This is a genomic window from Salmonella sp. SG203, assembly GCF_013350575.1.
In the GTDB taxonomy this organism is placed as follows: Bacteria; Pseudomonadota; Gammaproteobacteria; order Enterobacterales; family Enterobacteriaceae; genus Salmonella; species Salmonella enterica.
Genome location: NZ_SNMT01000001.1, coordinates 27,551 through 44,899, shown reverse-complemented (window position 1 = coordinate 44,899; position 17,349 = coordinate 27,551). Strand labels below are relative to the sequence as shown.

The window sequence follows — 17,349 nt, the reverse complement described above, 5'->3', positions numbered from 1 at the left end:
TTGCTGAATCGTTTTTTCAGCCTTTCAGTTGATCGCCGTTTTTCTCGTCAGAAAAGGCCAGCGAGGCCGAGTTAACGCAATAGCGCTCACCGGTTGGCTGCGGACCGTCCGGGAAAACGTGTCCGAGATGCGCATCGCAGTTACCGCAACGAATTTCGACACGCTGCATGCCATGAGAAAAATCGTCTATGTAACGAATCGCCTCTTCGCTGACAGGCTGGTAAAAGCTAGGCCAGCCGCAGCCTGAATCGTATTTGGTGTGGGAGTGAAAAAGCGGCGTATCACAGACCAGACAGTGATAAACCCCATCGCGTTTATTATGTAGCAGGCGTCCGGTAAATGGCGGTTCTGTGCCACGATCCTGCGTCACGTAGAATTGCATTTCGGACAATTTTTTCTTGAGTTCTTCTGCTGAAGGTTGGTTAGCCATTTGCTCACATCTCACTTTAAACGTGCTCACATTGCCTGACCGATTCTAACAAAACATTAACACCTCAGTACCAACTTTTGTTCTAAACTTGATCATTGCGAAATGGCGGCTCACGAATCGTGACTGATGTCACATTATTATCTCGGTTGCCCTTTAAAATTCAGGGCGGCGCCCCCATGTGGTTTCAAGCCGAAAGGAAGAGTGAGGCGAATCAGCCGCGCAAAGGTTGTGCAGAGGATTGATTTGTCGCAATGATTGACACGATTCCGCTTGACGCTGCGTAAGGTTTTTGTAATTTTACAGGCAACCTTTTATTCACTAACAAATAGCTGGTGGAATATATGACTATCAAAGTAGGTATCAACGGTTTTGGCCGTATCGGTCGCATTGTTTTCCGTGCTGCTCAGAAACGTTCTGACATCGAGATCGTTGCAATCAACGACCTGTTAGACGCAGAGTACATGGCATACATGCTGAAATATGACTCCACTCACGGCCGTTTCGACGGTACTGTTGAAGTGAAAGACGGTCATCTGATCGTTAACGGTAAAAAAATCCGTGTTACCGCTGAACGCGATCCGGCTAACCTGAAATGGGACGAAGTTGGTGTTGACGTAGTGGCTGAAGCTACCGGTATCTTCCTGACTGACGAAACCGCGCGTAAACACATCACCGCTGGCGCGAAAAAAGTGGTTCTGACGGGTCCGTCTAAAGACAACACCCCAATGTTTGTTAAAGGCGCTAACTTTGACAAATACGAAGGCCAGGACATCGTTTCCAACGCTTCCTGCACCACCAACTGCCTGGCGCCGCTGGCTAAAGTTATCAACGACAACTTCGGCATCATCGAAGGTCTGATGACCACTGTTCACGCGACTACCGCAACCCAGAAAACCGTTGACGGCCCGTCTCACAAAGACTGGCGCGGCGGCCGCGGCGCATCTCAGAACATCATCCCGTCCTCTACTGGCGCTGCTAAAGCGGTAGGTAAAGTACTGCCGGAACTGAATGGCAAACTGACTGGTATGGCGTTCCGCGTTCCTACTCCGAACGTATCCGTTGTTGACCTGACCGTTCGTCTGGAAAAAGCGGCTACCTACGAGCAGATCAAAGCTGCTGTTAAAGCTGCTGCCGAAGGCGAAATGAAAGGCGTTCTGGGTTACACCGAAGACGACGTTGTATCTACCGATTTCAACGGCGAAGTATGCACTTCCGTGTTCGATGCTAAAGCAGGCATCGCGCTGAACGACAACTTCGTGAAACTGGTCTCCTGGTACGATAACGAAACCGGTTACTCCAACAAAGTACTGGACCTGATTGCTCACATCTCCAAATAAGTTGAGATGACACAGTCATTGGTAAGAGCGACTCAGGTCGCTCTTTTTTTTGCTTAAAGATATACCCGTCATACTTCAAGTTGCAGGTGTGTTGGCTATGCTTTCTCACCCGAATCACTGACGGAAGTCGAACTTATCGGGATGAATCAGGGATGTCCATGTCCCTGGCCGAAGGTTACCTACGGTTGTTCAAATTCGTTCCCGATGAATTTGTCGTCACTTGCCGCGTTACTCGGCCTGCGGCCTCGCCTCTACGGGCCAGCGCAAGCACTGGTCAAGGCACAAGCGCCTTGTCATGCAACTCGAATTATTTAGGGTTAAGAGGATTGCGTAATGATTAATAAAATTTTTGCCCTCCCGGTTATCGAACAGCTTACCCCTGTCCTTTCCCGTCGTCAGCTTGATGACCTGGATCTGATCGTCGTTGACCATCCGCAGGTTAAAGCCTCTTTTGCATTACAGGGCGCGCACCTTCTCTCCTGGAAACCCGTTGGCGAGGAAGAGGTATTGTGGCTCAGTAATAATACGCCTTTCAAAACCGGCGTGGCGCTACGCGGCGGCGTACCGATCTGCTGGCCCTGGTTTGGACCTGCGGCTCAACAGGGTCTGCCGTCACACGGCTTTGCGCGTAATCTTCCGTGGGCGCTAAAAGCTCATAATGAAGATGATAATGGCGTAATGCTGACATTTGAGCTGCAAAGCAGTGAGGCCACCCGGAAATACTGGCCGCACGATTTCACGCTGCTGGCACGTTTTAAAGTGGGTAAAACCTGTGAAATTGAACTGGAAGCGCATGGCGAATTTGCAACCACATCCGCGCTCCACAGCTATTTTAACGTTGGCGACATCGCCAACGTTAAGGTCAGCGGACTCGGCGATCGGTTTATTGATAAAGTTAACGACGCTAAAGAAGATGTCCTGGCCGACGGTATACAAACCTTTCCGGACCGTACCGATCGCGTTTACCTCAATCCTGAAGCATGTAGCGTGATCCACGATGCGACATTAAACCGCACGATTGATGTAGTTCACCACCATCACCTTAACGTCGTAGGCTGGAACCCTGGCCCGGCGTTGTCCGTCAGCATGGGCGACATGCCGGATGACGGCTATAAAACGTTTGTCTGCGTTGAAACGGTTTACGCTACTGCGCCGCAACAAGCCACAGAAGAAAAACCCTCTCGTCTGGCGCAGACTATCTGCGTCGCTAAACGCTAAAAGTGAATGGATAACGGCGTTGCTATAGGATCTGAAAGGCGTCAGCCGCCATCAGGCATGACCTGCCGGATGGCGGCGCTTACACATTTTATCCGGCGTCACACCATATCCAACGCGGTTTTCCCTTTTGGCGCAGGCCAGGCGTTGTCCAGTAAGGCAAGTTCGTTTGCTGACAAGGTAATCTCAAGCGCCGCCGCATTTTGCTTCACGTGTTCTGTACTTCCGGCTTTCGGGATCGCCATCACGCCCGGATGCGCAATCACCCACGTCAGTAAGATTTGCGCCGCCGTTGCGTTATGCGCTTGCGCAATTTCATTCACCACCGGATGATTCAGTAAACCGCTACGTAACCGGCCAGCCTGCGCCAGCGGGCTATAGGCCATCACTGGCATTCGCTGTTGTTGACACCACGGCAATAAATCATACTCAATACCGCGTGACGCCAGATGATAGAGCACCTGATTTGTCGCGCATTGCTGTCCCCCGGGGATGCGCCACAGCGCCTGCATATCGTCATAATCAAGATTAGAAACTCCCCAACGGCGAATTTTCCCCTGCGCGATTAGCCGCTCCATACCTTCAACGGTCTCTTCGAATGAAAAGTTTCCGGCCCAGTGCAATAGATAGAGATCGAGATAATCTGTTTTCAGACGACGCAGGCTTTCTTCACAGGCGGCAACTATCTTCTGGCCGCCAGCGTTCCACGGGTACACTTTTGACACCAGAAATGCCTCATCGCGTCGCCCTGCCAGCGCCTCGCCCACGACCTTTTCCGCCCCGCCGTCGGCATACATTTCCGCCGTATCAATAAGGCGTAACCCCAAATCCAGCCCCGCGCGCAGCGCCGAAACCTCGCGCTGACGTTGATCCGCGCGCTCGCCCATATACCATGTTCCCTGTCCGATGGCAGGAAGCGTCACCTGCCCGCAAAACGTTACGTTTTTCACTGATTTCATTTCCTTTTCAATGTCACTCGACGGTAAAACAATACAGGACTCTTAGACCCTACGGTAATGTCCGGCATCATACCGCGCAAGGGGGCGATTTTCTTGTCACTGACGAACGTCATCCGCAATCATGTCGACGATGCGGGTAATATGCGCGGCGGGTCGCTGATTCAGTAATAATTGACGCATCACATTCATATAGGGCGTCACATGTTGAAAGAACTCCAGATATCCTTTACAGAGATAATTTTGCCGTTCGCCGCCGTCCATACAAATTCGATGTTTCGGACAACCGCCGTGACAGGCAAAGCGCCACGTACAGTTCTGGCAGCGTGAGGAAAGGTTTGCTTTAGCCGCGCCAAACTGCTGCTGAAAAGGAGAGGCCGCCATTTCTTCTAAAGAGTGTTGCTGCAGATTGCCCAGTTTATAGGCGGGAAAAACAAAATGGTCACAGCTAAACACGTCGCCATTCTGCTCCACCAGCAAACTTTGCCCGCAGGTCGACTGCATCGTACAAAGCGTGGCGGGCTCCCCCATCCAGACGCCAAGTAAGTTGTCAAAAAGCTGTACGAATATGTGTCCGACATCGTGACGTATCCATTGTTCAAAAACATCGCACATAAAGGCGCCCCACCCTTCAGGCGTAACGGAAAAGGGCATCAGCGAAGGCGAATCCTCATTGTCAGATAACGTCAAAGAACGCTGCGCTTTTTGCGCGAGCGGCTCAACAATGGGAATAAATTGCAGGTGTTTACTTTCCAGTTCCTGCGTCAAAAAATGATAAATAGCGTTGCCATGACGGCATGACGCATCATTCACGACAGTGAGCGTGTTGAACTCGACATCATTTGCCTGCAGAAGGCGGATAGCATTAACGACTCGGGAAAAAGACGCCCGCCCTGACGGCGTTTTCCGGTAATTATCATGAACGACTTGCGGCCCATCAATCGATATACCAATCAGGAACTGGTGCTGCGCAAAGAAAGCCGCCCACTCTTCATTGATTAATACGCCATTGGTTTGCAGACTGTTGTAGATAGTTTTGCCGTTGGCATAGCGTTGCTGCAAGCGCACCACTTTTTGGTAAAAAGAAAGACCGCATAGCGTCGGCTCTCCTCCCTGCCAACAAAACGAGACCTCTGAGGATGGCGTATCATCAATTACCCGGCGGATATACGTCTCCAGCACATCGTCAGACATGACGCGCTGTCCCCGGGGTTTATCAAGATAGAAACAGTACTTGCAGGATAAGTTACACAGACTGCCGCTGGGCTTGGCTACGGTATTGAATACTATGCTCATTCGTCTTACTCGCTGTGAAGAATGGGTATAGCATAAGCGGGACGTGACAGGGCGATATCAGCCAGCATTGCAACAATTATTACGCTAATTGTTAGCGCAGTTGTAATCACCTGGATTTTTCATATAAAAGGCTAGTTTTTTAAATTGATGTAACAAAGTATAAATCACGTAAGGCTGTGCCATACCCGGTCAACAGCGCATTTATGCAAGCCGCCATGTTCGCGTTTCAGACAGCACAAAGCCTGCATAACGCAGGCTTTGTCATGGTCTTTCCGGCAAATTCAATCAATCAGAATCTATAGGTCACGCCAGTAGAAAGGATACCGGTCCAGGATTTATCCACCATCGGGCTGTCGGTAATTTCATCCGACAGGCGGGTGTAGCGCGCAGTACCATATACGCTCCAGTTACCGGCGAAATTATAGTTAGCGCTAAGTTCAAGATACGGGTTCCAGCTATCGTTCGGGTTATAGCCGCGCAGGCCGCTACGCGAAGATTCTTTACGTGATACGCCGTAATAGTAATCGTTCTGGTTCTCGCTATTCCATTCAACCCCGATACCTGGCGTTAAGGTCAGCCCGCCATTGGTATACCGATACAGCCAGGCCAGATCCCAGACAATACCGTTACTGTTATCCAACGTATCCCCTGCCAGTGAGGTACGCAGGAATCCATACTGGGTGTGATGCGCGTAAGAAACGCCCGCCATCATAGTACTTTTACGCCTGTCCAGACGACGCAACTGATGGTCATCGCTGTCGCCCGGTTTGAAGTACATCGGGGACCAGTATGCCATGATTGACAACTTATCGGCATTGTCATTCCACAAGTAGTACCCGCCGCCCAGACCACGGAACCAGAAGTTTTCGCTTTCATAAGCGATGACCGGTATCGGATAAACATCGCTATCGTAATCTTTATAAGGGTGTTCAACCACACCAACGCCTGCGCCCAACGTCAGGTTGCTTTCAGCGTGCGCGACGCTGGCGGATGTTGCAATAAACACGCCAAGAGCCAGAAGTTTAAGTTTGGTCACAATCCATAATTCCTTATTCAAATGTTCTGCGGCAAAAGTGTAACCGCCAATACCTGTAAGCCCAACTATTTTACACAATGTAACCGTTTAATATCACCACCACCGATTATTTTCAGATGATCGGCTGATGATCGTTATGTGACCGGGAACGCTTTTTCTGATATCCACCAGCCTTTTCTACCTGATGAGTTATTGATATGTCATCGAAATCCACTGACGCGTACAGGCAAGTTTTGCAAATGCCATCTACGCTTAATGTTAAGAAGGTGTATCACCGGACACGTTAATCTTCTGACCAATAAAATGGCATGAGAGTTGCTTTTTTTTTCCCTTAGCAGAGACGGCGTTCAGTCTACTTCTTCCGGGAGCCTCTACTATTCATATGAACGGCTCTTAACATGTGCGAAAAAACGAAAGGATGGCATATCATGAATATATTCGATCACTATCGCCAGCGTTACGAAGCTGCCAAGGACGAAGAGTTCACACTGCAGGATTTTCTTACCATTTGTCGGCAAGATCGCAGTGCTTATGCCAACGCGGCAGAGCGGCTATTAATGGCTATCGGCGAGCCTAATATGGTCGACACTGCCCAGGAACCCCGACTTTCCCGACTCTTCTCCAACCGGGTTATTGCTCGCTATCCTGCGTTTGAAGAGTTTTACGGCATGGAAGACGCGATTGAACAGATTGTCTCTTATCTGAAACATGCGGCGCAAGGGCTGGAAGAGAAGAAGCAAATTCTCTATTTGCTGGGACCTGTGGGGGGTGGCAAATCATCGCTCGCTGAACGGCTGAAATCGCTAATGCAGCGCGTGCCAATTTATGTTTTAAGCGCCAACGGCGAGCGTAGTCCGGTCAACGATCATCCGTTATGCCTGTTTAATCCGCAGGAAGACGCGCAGATTCTGGAAAAAGAGTACGGTATTCCGCGCCGCTATCTCGGTACGATTATGTCCCCGTGGGCGGCCAAACGCCTGCATGAGTTTGGTGGCGATATTACTAAATTCCGCGTGGTGAAAGTCTGGCCCTCCATTCTGGAGCAGATTGCCATCGCCAAAACGGAACCCGGCGATGAAAACAACCAGGATATTTCGGCGCTGGTCGGCAAGGTGGATATTCGTAAACTCGAACATCACGCCCAGAACGATCCGGATGCGTATGGTTACTCTGGCGCGCTGTGCCGCGCTAACCAGGGGATCATGGAGTTCGTCGAGATGTTTAAAGCGCCTATTAAGGTGCTGCACCCCTTGCTGACCGCAACCCAGGAAGGTAACTACAATGGTACGGAAGGTATTTCCGCCCTGCCCTTTAATGGCATCATACTTGCCCACTCAAACGAATCTGAATGGGTGACTTTCCGTAACAATAAAAATAACGAAGCGTTCCTCGACCGTGTCTATATCGTGAAGGTGCCTTATTGCCTGCGAATCTCCGAAGAGATCAAAATCTACGAGAAACTACTTAATCATAGCGAGCTGGCTCATGCGCCCTGCGCGCCGGGCACATTGGAAACGCTTTCGCGCTTCTCGATTCTTTCCCGCCTGAAAGAGCCGGAAAATTCCAGTATTTACTCGAAAATGCGCGTTTATGACGGTGAAAGCCTGAAAGATACCGACCCCAAAGCTAAATCGTACCAGGAGTATCGCGACTATGCGGGTGTGGACGAAGGGATGAACGGTCTCTCCACCCGATTCGCCTTTAAGATCCTCTCCCGCGTATTCAACTTCGACCATGCGGAAGTGGCGGCAAACCCGGTACATCTGTTCTACGTTCTGGAACAACAAATTGAGCGTGAACAGTTCCCGCAGGAGCAGGCTGAGCGTTATCTGGAGTTCCTGAAAGGCTACCTGATCCCGAAATACGCCGAATTTATCGGCAAGGAGATCCAGACGGCCTATCTCGAATCTTATTCTGAGTACGGGCAGAACATTTTTGATCGTTACGTGACTTATGCGGATTTCTGGATTCAGGATCAGGAGTATCGCGACCCGGATACCGGTCAACTGTTCGATCGCGAGTCGCTGAACGCCGAACTGGAAAAAATTGAAAAACCAGCGGGTATCAGTAACCCGAAAGATTTCCGTAATGAGATAGTAAATTTTGTCCTGCGCGCCAGAGCCAACAATAGCGGCCGTAATCCAAACTGGACCAGTTACGAGAAGCTGCGCACGGTGATTGAGAAAAAAATGTTCTCTAATACTGAAGAGCTGTTGCCGGTCATTTCTTTTAACGCCAAAACGTCGACTGACGAGCAGAAAAAGCATGACGACTTTGTCGATCGGATGATGGAGAAAGGGTATACCCGTAAGCAGGTTCGTTTGCTGTGCGAGTGGTACCTGCGCGTGCGTAAATCGTCGTGATGTTAATGCCCGGTGGCGCTTGCGCTTACCGGGCCTACAAAGTAATGTTCTGTAGACTGGCTAAGCGTTAGCGCTATCCGGCACTGACAGAACAGGCGCTCAGTTGGCAGTACGGGGGGCATATGACCTGGTTCATAGACCGACGTCTTAACGGCAAAAATAAAAGCACGGTGAATCGCCAGCGCTTTTTGCGCCGTTATAAAGCACAAATTAAGCAGTCGATTTCCGAAGCGATTAATAAACGCTCTGTGACCGATGTCGACAGCGGAGAGTCCGTCTCTATTCCAACCGATGATATTAGCGAACCGATGTTTCATCAGGGGCGCGGCGGTCTGCGCCATCGCGTCCATCCGGGTAACGATCACTTTATCCAGAATGATCGCATTGAGCGTCCGCAAGGCGGCGGCGGTTCCGGTAGCGGTCAAGGTCAGGCCAGCCAGGACGGCGAAGGCCAGGATGAGTTTGTTTTTCAGATTTCAAAAGATGAGTATCTGGATCTGCTCTTTGAAGATTTAGCGCTGCCTAATCTGAAAAAAAACCAGCATCGCCAGCTTAACGAGTATAAAACTCACCGCGCCGGTTTCACCTCAAACGGCGTGCCGGCCAATATCAGCGTGGTACGTTCGCTACAAAACTCTCTGGCGCGCCGTACAGCAATGACGGCAGGAAAACGCCGCGAACTGCACGCCCTGGAAACGGAACTGGAGACCATCAGCCACAGCGAACCAGCGCAACTGCTTGAAGAGGAGCGATTACGTCGGGAGATTGCCGAACTACGGGCTAAAATCGAGCGAGTGCCGTTTATCGACACCTTTGATTTACGCTATAAAAATTATGAAAAACGGCCTGAGCCCTCCAGCCAGGCGGTGATGTTCTGTCTGATGGACGTCTCGGGTTCGATGGACCAGGCAACCAAAGATATGGCCAAGCGTTTTTACATTCTGCTCTATCTGTTTTTGAGCCGAACATATAAGAACGTAGAAGTGGTTTATATCCGCCACCATACCCAGGCGAAGGAAGTGGACGAACATGAGTTCTTTTATTCGCAAGAGACCGGGGGGACGATTGTCTCCAGCGCGCTTAAACTCATGGATGAAGTAGTTAAAGAGCGCTACGACCCCGGTCAGTGGAACATCTATGCGGCGCAAGCGTCAGACGGTGATAACTGGGCCGACGATTCACCGCTGTGCCATGAGATTCTGGCGAAAAAGCTGCTGCCGGTAGTGCGCTATTACAGCTATATCGAGATTACCCGCCGCGCCCACCAGACCTTATGGCGCGAGTATGAACATCTGCAGGCGACGTTCGATAACTTCGCCATGCAGCATATTCGCGATCAGGAGGATATTTATCCGGTATTCCGCGAATTGTTTCAGAAACAGAGCGCCAATCAAAGCGCATAACCATAAATCAGCCCGTAATGCGTCACGGGCTGATTTATCACTAACAAGGCAATTATACATACTACCACTACAATAGCCGTAAACCTGTATATCTCCTGACTGGATTAACCTTACATGCGCCGACTTATCACTAAAATACTATGGATTTATTAATGCCAGCAATACTCACCAAAAGGTGGCGGTAATTGCAGAGAATCAGGTTTTTGCAGCTTACAAAAAAGCCATGGACCCGAAAAATCAAAATCCCACGGGCTATCACTACCCGACGCTGCCATAGCAGACGACGTGAACCCCGCAGCCAGCAATGCAAAAAGAAAAATTGTTGCCATTTCTTTAAATCGTTTCATAGTGCCTCCGAACGGAAGTACATTATTATCCTTACCACTTCACACTCCTTTCACGTAATAATAAAGGCTATTTTATTTTCGTTAGTGTTAAATCGATGCCGTTAATTAACAATTTACTTTTTGCGACAATAGTCACGACTGAAAATATCAACACCATATATTATTGAATTTATTAAATCGAGAATGATTTTTATTCCATAACATCAACACGTTTTATTTTTAAACAGTCTATTAGAGGAATTCTCATCGCTATGGTAAACTAACGCATCCGACTTTCAGGGCTGTAGTTCATCATGAATTTGCATCATAAAGCGCTCAGGCACTTTATCTCGGCAAGCGTCATCGTTTTGACATCGTCCTTCCTGATTTACGAACTTATTGCCAGCGACAGGGCAATGAATGCCTATATGCGTTATATCATGGAGAGAGCCGATTCGTCGTTTTTGTACGATAAGTACCAGAATCAAAGCATCGCCGCACATTTGATGCGAACTTTTGAAGCGCCGGGAGACCCCGTCACCGCAGAAAAACGCCGCGCGTTTTGCGACGCCTTTGAGGCTATTAACGGTACGCACGGCGTCAACCTGACCCGGCATAATTATCCGGCGCTACATGGTACCCTGCAAACCGCCGCTACACAGTGTACCGATAATCTTGATGACGCCCTTTTACTGCCTGCATTTGATCAGGCGGTAAGCATCAACCGTTCGCAGGACGACCACAGTCACGGGCTGGGCACACTGGAGCTTAAATTCCGTTATTACGTTGATTTAAATAAACATTATGTCTATTTCTATGATTTAATCAACTCACGGCGCTTCGCCATGCATCGTTGGACTTTTTTACAAAAAGGCACAATGGGTATTAACAGAAAAGATATAGATAAACTTTTTACCGGCCGTACGGTTATTTCAAGTATTTACATGGATGATATTACCCAGGAAAACGTCATGAGCTTTTTAACGCCAGTCTATCTGGCGGGAACGTTAAAAGGTATCGTGATGGTGGATGTTAACCAGGATAATTTAAAAAATATTTTTTATACCCAGGACCGTCCGCTGGTTTGGCGTTATCTTAACGTAACACTAAAGGACATGGACTCCGGAAAAGAAATTATTATTAATCAAAGCAAAAATAATCTGTTTCAATATGTGAATTATAGCCATGATATCCCTGGTGGACTGCGCGTTTCGTTGTCCCTTGATTTAACCTATTTCCTTGTCTCGTCCTGGAAAGCGCTGGCCTTTTACTTACTGGCAACGGCGCTCCTGCTTAATATGGTACGGATGCACTTTCGGCTTTATCGCAACGTCACACGCGAAAATATTAGCGATGCCATGACCGGGCTTTACAACCGTAAAATATTAACACCGGTGCTGGAACAGCGACTGCAACGCCTGGTCAATACCGGGACGCCGGTGACATTTGTCGCTATTGATTGCGATAGGTTAAAACTGATCAACGATACCCAGGGGCACCAGGAAGGCGACCGAATTATAACCCTGTTGGCGAAAGCGATTAAAACATCGATTCGTAAAAGCGATTACGCCATTCGCCTCGGCGGCGATGAGTTCTGTATTATTCTTGTTGATTACGCGGCGGATTTGGCTATCCATCTGCCGGAGCGTATTATTCGTAACCTGCAAATTATCGCACCGGATAAGACAGTCCATTTTTCTGCCGGGATTTATAATATGCAGCCCAATGATACGATTAATGATGCCTACCAGGCTTCCGATGCGCAGCTCTATCTGAACAAACAACAAAAACAACATCGTTCATCATAGTGCTTCGCAGTAAATGTTCATATTGCACCAGGAGTGAGAAATGGCCGAAATGACTGAAGTCGCGAAGGGTGTCGCTACACACCAACGTTTAGTGGCTTTATTAACCCAGGAGAACGCGCGCTATCGTGTGGTGAACCATGAAGCGGTAGGGAAATGCGAAGCGGTATCTGAAATACGCGGTACTGCGCTGGGCCAGGGCGCAAAAGCGCTGGTCTGTAAAGTCAAAGGCAACGGCGTCAACCAGCACGTTCTTGCTATTCTGGCGGCCGATCAGCAAGCCGACCTCTCTCAGCTTGCTTCACATCTGGGCGGCTTACGCGCTTCCCTTGCCAGCCCGGCGGAAGTCGATATGCTGACCGGCTGCGTTTTTGGCGCGATCCCGCCTTTCAGTTTTCACCCCAATCTGAAACTGGTCGCCGATCCGCTCCTGTTTGAGCGTTTCGATGAAATTGCCTTTAATGCCGGCCTGCTGGAAAAATCAGTCATTATGAATACACAGGACTATCTGCGCATCGCCCGACCAGAACTGGCAGTCTTCCGCCGCTTTCAGTCATCGCCAACGGCTTAGTCCCCTCCCCCTTCAAGGAGCAATACCGACACAACGATAATGATAAAAATGGCGAAAAACGACGCCGTAATCATCAGCGCTTCAAGAAACGGTGGATCGTACATAGTTGTATCCTCAGGAAGACAACAATGACGGTTCACCTGTTAGCAATACGCGGCGTTGATGGCAATTTAATGACAACGCCGTTTTTCACGTAGAGATTGTCTTTCAGGCAGTTGCCTGAAATCCGCATCAATCGTTAAAAAGGCCTGTGCGCTTTGCCGTTTGGGCGTAAAGTAGTCAGGCTTACTTTTTGGCAAGGAAACCATAATGTTTGATGTCACTCTGCTGATCCTGCTCGGACTGGCAGCTCTGGGATTTATCAGCCACAACACCACTGTCGCCGTCTCAATTCTGGTGCTGATTATTGTCCGCGTAACCCCGTTGAATACCTTTTTTCCCTGGATTGAAAAACAGGGACTCACCGTCGGGATTATCATTCTGACCATCGGCGTAATGGCTCCCATCGCCAGCGGAACCCTACCGCCCTCCACATTGATCCACTCTTTTGTGAACTGGAAATCGCTGGTCGCGATTGCCGTCGGCGTTTTCGTCTCCTGGCTGGGCGGTCGCGGCATTACGCTGATGGGAAACCAACCGCAGCTCGTCGCCGGGCTGCTGGTCGGTACGGTACTTGGCGTCGCGCTGTTTCGCGGCGTGCCGGTCGGCCCACTGATTGCGGCGGGGCTGGTCTCTTTAATTGTGGGAAAGCAGTAACTCGCCCGTCAGATACTGGCCTGGCGTCTGCCCCAGGCCTTTTTTAAACATGGTAATGAATGCCGTGGTGGAATCATAACCCAGCATTTGCGCCGTCTGTTGTACATTACGCCCCGCGATCAGCGCTTGTAGCGCCAGAATTAATTGCAACTGATGACGCCAGCGACGAAAGCTTAGTCCCGTCTCTTTGACGACCAGCCGGGCAAGGTTACGCTCGCTCATCGCGAATACGCTGGCCCACTGCCCTAATGTATTCCATCGCGCGGGCTCCTGCGCCATTGTCTCAACCATTTGGCGGATTTTCGGATGCCCCGATACCGGTAATTGCAATTGTTCCTGCGGCTGCTGCGGCAGTTCATCAAACAACACCTGAATAAGGCGCTGCGTTGGCATTTGCGCTCTTTCGGGATCGGTTCTGCGCGCCAGCGACAAAATCAACTCCCGGCATAACGGCGAAATTTTCAGCGTGCAGCAACGCTCCGGCATGACGACCGCCGCAGGTTCAATAAATAAAAAGCACAGCTCCGCCCCTGCGGTCACATGATTACTGTGCGGCAGCGAGCCGGGGAGCCAGACGGCATACTGGGGCGGAACCATCCACATCGCATTTTCCACCTCGCAGGTAATCGCGCCGTGCAGAGCGAGAATCAACTGTCCCTTGCGATGCTGATGGCGAGGGCTAAACAGTTCATCATCCCTGGCGCGAATACAAAAGGCCACAGCGGCATCGTGGTGAAGGTCGGGATCGTAACCATCCAGTCTCAGGCCAATCATTATATTGTCCGATTTTAGCGATAAATTGTCATTTTAGCTTGATTCATCCAAACAGTAAAAACTGTTAAGGTATCGCCTCGCCTGACGAGATGAGAAAACGATGACGACAGCCCTTTCACCACGCGGCAAACAGGGCGCTTTACTGATTGCCGGTATTTTGATGATAGCCACTACGCTGCGCGTAACATTTACCGGCGCTGCGCCGTTGCTGGAGACAATCCGTTCGGATTACGGTCTTTCCACCGCCCAGACGGGCCTGCTAACAACCTTGCCGCTTCTGGCGTTTGCACTGGTTTCACCACTGGCGGCCGGTATTGCGCGCCGGTTCGGGATGGAACGTAGTCTGTTCGCCGCAATGCTGCTGATTTGCGCGGGTATTGCCCTCCGCTCCCTGCCCTCCGCTGCATTGTTATTTGCCGGAACTGCCATTATTGGGTGCGGGATCGCGCTGGGTAATGTGCTGCTACCAGGATTGATTAAGCGCGATTTTTCACAACATGTCGCCAGGCTGACGGGCGCGTACTCATTGACGATGGGTGCCGCCGCCGCGTTGGGGTCTGCGCTGGTGGTTCCGCTGGCGTTGCACGGTTTTGGCTGGCGCGGCGCGCTGTTAATGCTGATGCTGTTTCCGCTGTTGGCGTTTCTTATCTGGTTGCCGCAGTGGCGCACTACCCGCTCAGCTAACCTGAGTAGCTCCCGGGCATTACATGAACGCGGTATCTGGCGTTCGCCTTTAGCCTGGCAAGTTACGTTGTTTCTGGGACTTAACTCACTGATTTATTATGTGATTATCGGCTGGTTACCAACAATACTCATCAGCCACGGTTACAGCGAAGCACAAGCAGGATCGCTACATGGCCTGCTGCAACTGGCGACCGCGGCGCCTGGGTTAGCTATTCCGCTTATTTTGCACCGCTTTAACGATCAACGCTGGATTGCCGCGCTGGTCTCACTATTGTGCGCAGTGGGCGCGGCGGGGCTTTGGTTTGTGCCGGGCCAGGCGATCATCTGGACGCTACTGTTCGGCTTCGGTTCAGGCGCGACGATGATCCTCGGCCTGACGTTTATCGGCCTGCGCGCCAGTTCGGCGCATCAGGCGGCGGCGCTTTCCGGCATGGCGCAGTCGGTCGGGTATTTACTGGCGGCATGTGGGCCGCCCGTCATGGGAAAACTTCATGATGCCAGCGGTAGCTGGTATCTGCCGCTATCGGGCGTAACGGTTCTGGCTATCATCATGGCGATTTTCGGCCTCTACGCCGGACGCGATCGAGAGATAGCGTCATAAATAAACCTGATACCCACTTGAATGCCTGATGACGCTTCGTTTATCAGGCCTGATCCATTAAAATCATTACCGCTATCCGACAAAAGTACCGTAAGCGACACCATCACAGGAGGGAAAAATGCGAATCCAGTGTAAGCGCGTCTATTTCCCGGCGGAAAAAGACGATGGTTATCGGGTATTGGTTGACAGGCTATGGCCGCGAGGCATTAAAAAATCGGCGCTGGTCTATGATGAATGGAACAAGGCCATTACGCCCTCCACCGAATTGCGCAAAGCCTTTCATAGCGAACTGATTGATTTTAACCACTTCGCGCAGCAATACCGGGCAGAACTTGCGCAACAGCATCACGAAGGCAAACGGCTGGCGGATATTGCCCGACACCAGCCGCTAACGTTGCTATACGCCGCTAAAGATACTCGCCAGAACCATGCCATTGTGCTGGCAGAGTGGCTACGAGAGCTGTGATTGTCGTGCCGCCGCCTGGCCTGGTTGTCTGTCCGGGGACAACGGCATCAAATGTTCTGCTCGCACCCAGGCAAAACCGTGCTGACCATCGGCGGAGGCTACGTCGCCCGTAACCAGCCACAGCGCCCGAGGCGCTTCTTTCGGCAGTAAGGTGACGTGTCCATTTACCGGATTAATGAATTCATCTCCGGGTTGGCACAGGCAAAATAGCTCAACCGATTTACCAATATTCCGCCGTCCGGCGGGTGTCTTAGCGCCAATAACTATTGCCAACGCGCCCGGCTTTAACTGAAACATATTTTCTTGCGCCGCATGAAACTCATTATCAGATTGTTCTTAATCATATCCCGTCGGACCGCAGGTTGTCACTTTTTCGTATCAGGGTGCTCTCTGCGCCATAATGTCCACTCATCAATGATTTCGCCATTGGGCAATTTGCAATCGGAACGCACGCCTTGTGGGGTCTGCACCGGCATCAGCGTACCGCCCTGTTGCTCACAGTAGACGGCTGCCGGATTAGGCATCCCAATGCGCGGTGGCCTGGGGGCGTTGGGTTGCGACGATGAACAAGCGCTCAGCAGCAATACGCCTGGCAACGCAATCCACGTAAATTTCATAACGACTCCTTAAAGCGATATTTTATCCAGGATAACCTGGCGGGTACGCTATTTCCATACTTTCTGTCAGCGCTTTAGCGGGTGTTTATCCCGGGTTAAGTCAGTAATAGCCACGCCCTGTCACAAAGCAACCGACCTTTTGTCGCTGAGAAAACCCTGCTATTCTGGCGCCCCCTGAACAGTGAAGGTAATAGCATGAGAGTGGGTATCCTCTTCCCTGTCGTCATTTTCATTACGGCAATATTATTTTTGGCATGGTTTTTTATTGGCGGTTACGCCGCGCCGGGAGCATAACCATGAGGAAAACAACGATGGTGTTGATGGGCATCGCGCTAATTGCGGCGGCGGGTACCGAACTGGGCTGGTGGTAAATTCATTTTGAATAATAAAGGCTACCTGTCGTAGCCTTTATTATCTCTGAAATTTCTGCGTTTAGCTTTTGATTTTTCTGTAGATTAACAGCACGACAATCGCGCCGATCACCGCGACTGCAAAGCTGCCGAAGTTGAAACCATCCACTTTGCCAAAGCCAAAGAACGTACTGATCCATCCTCCGACTACCGCACCAACGATCCCCAGAATGATCGTCATAAAGAATCCGCCGCCATCTTTACCTGGCATGATCCACTTAGCCAAAATACCCGCAATAAGTCCAAAAATAATCCATGAAAGAATGCCCATTTTTTCCTCACTTATGTCTTAACGTTAGCGGT

20 protein-coding genes are annotated in these 17,349 nt (G+C 50.4%); 10 read left to right on the top strand and 10 right to left on the bottom strand.

Features of this window, described 5'->3' with window-relative positions; translation table 11 throughout:
* Window positions 1-16: 16 nt before the first annotated feature.
* The gene (gene msrB, locus HV477_RS00265) at window positions 17-430 is read right to left on the bottom strand and encodes a peptide-methionine (R)-S-oxide reductase MsrB (RefSeq protein WP_001519539.1); all 414 of its coding nucleotides are present in this window, start codon (window positions 428-430) and stop codon (window positions 17-19) included.
* Window positions 431-771: 341 nt separating this feature from the next.
* Between msrB and gapA the strand changes: the two genes are divergently transcribed.
* Both gapA and HV477_RS00255 read left to right on the top strand, forming a co-directional pair.
* A complete protein-coding gene (gene gapA, locus HV477_RS00260) occupies window positions 772-1,767 on the top strand; it encodes a glyceraldehyde-3-phosphate dehydrogenase (protein ID WP_000153505.1) in 996 nt (331 codons plus the stop codon).
* 333 nt (window positions 1,768-2,100) lie between these two features.
* Entirely contained in the window at window positions 2,101-2,985 is an 885-nt protein-coding gene (locus tag HV477_RS00255) for a D-hexose-6-phosphate mutarotase (protein ID WP_000608657.1), read from the top strand.
* 98 nt (window positions 2,986-3,083) lie between these two features.
* On the opposite strand, the gene HV477_RS00250 is transcribed toward HV477_RS00255, so the two are convergent.
* From HV477_RS00250 to HV477_RS00240, 3 genes are all read right to left on the bottom strand, one after another.
* Window positions 3,084-3,941: an aldo/keto reductase gene (locus tag HV477_RS00250; RefSeq protein ID WP_023226922.1), complete on the bottom strand. Its 858-nt coding sequence runs from the start codon at window positions 3,939-3,941 to the stop codon at window positions 3,084-3,086.
* Between the two features lie 96 nt (window positions 3,942-4,037).
* Window positions 4,038-5,234 carry an anaerobic sulfatase maturase gene (locus HV477_RS00245; protein WP_079898948.1) on the bottom strand — a complete coding sequence of 399 codons (1,197 nt, stop codon included), beginning with the start codon at window positions 5,232-5,234 and terminating at the stop codon, window positions 4,038-4,040.
* Between the two features lie 289 nt (window positions 5,235-5,523).
* Window positions 5,524-6,270: a MipA/OmpV family protein gene (locus HV477_RS00240; RefSeq protein WP_000163762.1), complete on the bottom strand. Its 747-nt coding sequence runs from the start codon at window positions 6,268-6,270 to the stop codon at window positions 5,524-5,526.
* 428 nt (window positions 6,271-6,698) lie between these two features.
* Between HV477_RS00240 and yeaG the strand changes: the two genes are divergently transcribed.
* The gene (yeaG, locus tag HV477_RS00235; protein ID WP_001518010.1) at window positions 6,699-8,633 is read left to right on the top strand and encodes a protein kinase YeaG; all 1,935 of its coding nucleotides are present in this window, start codon (window positions 6,699-6,701) and stop codon (window positions 8,631-8,633) included.
* A 122-nt stretch (window positions 8,634-8,755) separates the two neighbouring features.
* Window positions 8,756-10,036 carry a YeaH/YhbH family protein gene (locus HV477_RS00230; protein WP_079898947.1) on the top strand — a complete coding sequence of 427 codons (1,281 nt, stop codon included), beginning with the start codon at window positions 8,756-8,758 and terminating at the stop codon, window positions 10,034-10,036.
* 149 nt (window positions 10,037-10,185) lie between these two features.
* On the opposite strand, the gene HV477_RS00225 is transcribed toward HV477_RS00230, so the two are convergent.
* Window positions 10,186-10,383 (bottom strand): hypothetical protein, encoded by a 198-nt coding sequence (locus tag HV477_RS00225; protein WP_001805136.1) that lies wholly within the window; start codon window positions 10,381-10,383, stop codon window positions 10,186-10,188.
* A 293-nt stretch (window positions 10,384-10,676) separates the two neighbouring features.
* On the opposite strand from HV477_RS00225, the gene dgcJ reads away from it, so the two are divergent.
* Entirely contained in the window at window positions 10,677-12,170 is a 1,494-nt protein-coding gene (dgcJ, locus tag HV477_RS00220) for a diguanylate cyclase DgcJ (RefSeq protein WP_001048658.1), read from the top strand.
* Window positions 12,171-12,219: 49 nt separating this feature from the next.
* A complete protein-coding gene (locus HV477_RS00215; protein WP_010989016.1) occupies window positions 12,220-12,738 on the top strand; it encodes a YbaK/prolyl-tRNA synthetase associated domain-containing protein in 519 nt (172 codons plus the stop codon).
* Here the strand turns inward: HV477_RS00215 and yoaI are convergent.
* Window positions 12,735-12,842, bottom strand: coding sequence for a small membrane protein YoaI (yoaI, locus tag HV477_RS00210; RefSeq protein ID WP_000272241.1), 108 nt, complete (start codon window positions 12,840-12,842; stop codon window positions 12,735-12,737). The two genes, HV477_RS00215 and yoaI, sit on opposite strands and share 4 nt — an antisense overlap.
* A 205-nt stretch (window positions 12,843-13,047) precedes the next feature.
* Here yoaI and HV477_RS00205 point away from each other — a divergent pair, with 205 nt between their 5' ends.
* The gene (locus HV477_RS00205) at window positions 13,048-13,494 is read left to right on the top strand and encodes a DUF441 domain-containing protein (protein ID WP_000460698.1); all 447 of its coding nucleotides are present in this window, start codon (window positions 13,048-13,050) and stop codon (window positions 13,492-13,494) included.
* Here the strand turns inward: HV477_RS00205 and HV477_RS00200 are convergent.
* Window positions 13,474-14,268 carry a helix-turn-helix transcriptional regulator gene (locus HV477_RS00200; protein WP_048590774.1) on the bottom strand — a complete coding sequence of 265 codons (795 nt, stop codon included), beginning with the start codon at window positions 14,266-14,268 and terminating at the stop codon, window positions 13,474-13,476. The two genes, HV477_RS00205 and HV477_RS00200, sit on opposite strands and share 21 nt — an antisense overlap.
* A 100-nt stretch (window positions 14,269-14,368) precedes the next feature.
* Here HV477_RS00200 and HV477_RS00195 point away from each other — a divergent pair, with 100 nt between their 5' ends.
* Both HV477_RS00195 and HV477_RS00190 read left to right on the top strand, forming a co-directional pair.
* Window positions 14,369-15,553: a CynX/NimT family MFS transporter gene (locus tag HV477_RS00195; RefSeq protein WP_000205341.1), complete on the top strand. Its 1,185-nt coding sequence runs from the start codon at window positions 14,369-14,371 to the stop codon at window positions 15,551-15,553.
* Window positions 15,554-15,671: 118 nt separating this feature from the next.
* Window positions 15,672-16,019, top strand: coding sequence for a DUF488 domain-containing protein (locus tag HV477_RS00190; protein WP_001222530.1), 348 nt, complete (start codon window positions 15,672-15,674; stop codon window positions 16,017-16,019).
* Here HV477_RS00190 and HV477_RS00185 read toward each other — a convergent pair.
* On the bottom strand, window positions 16,005-16,316 hold the full coding sequence (locus HV477_RS00185) for a hypothetical protein (RefSeq protein WP_000487129.1): 312 nt from the start codon (window positions 16,314-16,316) through the stop codon (window positions 16,005-16,007). The genes HV477_RS00190 and HV477_RS00185 overlap by 15 nt on opposite strands.
* Before the next feature lie 68 nt (window positions 16,317-16,384).
* Window positions 16,385-16,636, bottom strand: a complete 252-nt coding sequence (locus tag HV477_RS00180) for a DUF333 domain-containing protein (protein ID WP_000673492.1) — start codon at window positions 16,634-16,636, stop codon at window positions 16,385-16,387.
* Window positions 16,637-16,831: 195 nt separating this feature from the next.
* On the opposite strand from HV477_RS00180, the gene HV477_RS00175 reads away from it, so the two are divergent.
* On the top strand, window positions 16,832-16,930 hold the full coding sequence (locus tag HV477_RS00175) for a YoaK family small membrane protein (RefSeq protein WP_001589065.1): 99 nt from the start codon (window positions 16,832-16,834) through the stop codon (window positions 16,928-16,930).
* Window positions 16,931-17,068: 138 nt separating this feature from the next.
* On the opposite strand, the gene HV477_RS00170 is transcribed toward HV477_RS00175, so the two are convergent.
* Window positions 17,069-17,317 carry a GlsB/YeaQ/YmgE family stress response membrane protein gene (locus tag HV477_RS00170; RefSeq protein WP_000512149.1) on the bottom strand — a complete coding sequence of 83 codons (249 nt, stop codon included), beginning with the start codon at window positions 17,315-17,317 and terminating at the stop codon, window positions 17,069-17,071.
* Window positions 17,318-17,349: the final 32 nt, after the last annotated feature.

Excerpts from the sequence above, each read along its gene's own strand:
- HV477_RS00245 (WP_079898948.1), bottom strand. The coding sequence starts at position 5,234 with ATGAGCATAGTATTCAATACCGTAGCCAAGCCCAGCGGCAGTCTGTGT.
- HV477_RS00175 (WP_001589065.1), top strand. The coding sequence starts at position 16,832 with ATGAGAGTGGGTATCCTCTTCCCTGTCGTCATTTTCATTACGGCAATA.
- dgcJ (WP_001048658.1), top strand. The coding sequence starts at position 10,677 with ATGAATTTGCATCATAAAGCGCTCAGGCACTTTATCTCGGCAAGCGTC.
- HV477_RS00205 (WP_000460698.1), top strand. The coding sequence starts at position 13,048 with ATGTTTGATGTCACTCTGCTGATCCTGCTCGGACTGGCAGCTCTGGGA.
- yoaI (WP_000272241.1), bottom strand. The coding sequence starts at position 12,842 with ATGTACGATCCACCGTTTCTTGAAGCGCTGATGATTACGGCGTCGTTT.
- HV477_RS00190 (WP_001222530.1), top strand. The coding sequence starts at position 15,672 with ATGCGAATCCAGTGTAAGCGCGTCTATTTCCCGGCGGAAAAAGACGAT.
- yeaG (WP_001518010.1), top strand. The coding sequence starts at position 6,699 with ATGAATATATTCGATCACTATCGCCAGCGTTACGAAGCTGCCAAGGAC.
- HV477_RS00255 (WP_000608657.1), top strand. The coding sequence starts at position 2,101 with ATGATTAATAAAATTTTTGCCCTCCCGGTTATCGAACAGCTTACCCCT.
- HV477_RS00180 (WP_000673492.1), bottom strand. The coding sequence starts at position 16,636 with ATGAAATTTACGTGGATTGCGTTGCCAGGCGTATTGCTGCTGAGCGCT.
- HV477_RS00185 (WP_000487129.1), bottom strand. The coding sequence starts at position 16,316 with ATGTTTCAGTTAAAGCCGGGCGCGTTGGCAATAGTTATTGGCGCTAAG.
- HV477_RS00225 (WP_001805136.1), bottom strand. The coding sequence starts at position 10,383 with ATGAAACGATTTAAAGAAATGGCAACAATTTTTCTTTTTGCATTGCTG.
- HV477_RS00170 (WP_000512149.1), bottom strand. The coding sequence starts at position 17,317 with ATGGGCATTCTTTCATGGATTATTTTTGGACTTATTGCGGGTATTTTG.
- HV477_RS00195 (WP_000205341.1), top strand. The coding sequence starts at position 14,369 with ATGACGACAGCCCTTTCACCACGCGGCAAACAGGGCGCTTTACTGATT.
- HV477_RS00215 (WP_010989016.1), top strand. The coding sequence starts at position 12,220 with ATGACTGAAGTCGCGAAGGGTGTCGCTACACACCAACGTTTAGTGGCT.
- gapA (WP_000153505.1), top strand. The coding sequence starts at position 772 with ATGACTATCAAAGTAGGTATCAACGGTTTTGGCCGTATCGGTCGCATT.
- HV477_RS00200 (WP_048590774.1), bottom strand. The coding sequence starts at position 14,268 with ATGATTGGCCTGAGACTGGATGGTTACGATCCCGACCTTCACCACGAT.
- msrB (WP_001519539.1), bottom strand. The coding sequence starts at position 430 with ATGGCTAACCAACCTTCAGCAGAAGAACTCAAGAAAAAATTGTCCGAA.
- HV477_RS00230 (WP_079898947.1), top strand. The coding sequence starts at position 8,756 with ATGACCTGGTTCATAGACCGACGTCTTAACGGCAAAAATAAAAGCACG.
- HV477_RS00250 (WP_023226922.1), bottom strand. The coding sequence starts at position 3,941 with ATGAAATCAGTGAAAAACGTAACGTTTTGCGGGCAGGTGACGCTTCCT.